Origin of the sequence: Dietzia massiliensis, from assembly GCF_018390595.1 — a bacterium.
GTDB lineage: Bacteria > Actinomycetota > Actinomycetes > Mycobacteriales > Mycobacteriaceae > Dietzia > Dietzia massiliensis.
Genome location: NZ_JAHBAV010000344.1, coordinates 1 through 336, shown reverse-complemented (window position 1 = coordinate 336; position 336 = coordinate 1). Strand labels below are relative to the sequence as shown.

Annotated in this window: 1 pseudogene; it reads left to right on the top strand. The window is 69.9% G+C overall.

Annotated features, from left to right (window positions below):
• Positions 1-336 (top strand): annotated as a pseudogene (locus KHA85_RS17505) (NAD(P)/FAD-dependent oxidoreductase); the annotation flags it as partial.

Sequence of the window (336 nt, the reverse complement as noted above, 5' to 3'; positions counted from 1 at the left end):
GTCGGGCTGTTCGGTTCGGCCAAGCTGCCCGACATCGACGGCCTGACGGGGTTCGCCGGACCGGTGCTGCATACCGCGCAGTGGGATCACCAGCTCGACCTGGCGGGGCGCGACGTGGCGGTGATCGGGACGGGCGCCAGCGGGGTGCAGTTGGTGCCGGAGCTGGCGAAGACCGCCGGACACGTCACGGTCTTTCAGCGGACCCCGCCGTGGATGGTGCCCAAGGACGACCGCCCGTACAGCGCAAGCGAATTGGCGCGGTTCAGGCGCAGCCCGGTCGCGCTGCGCCGCACCCGGTGGGAGATCTGGAAATTCCAGCACGACAACACTGCGACG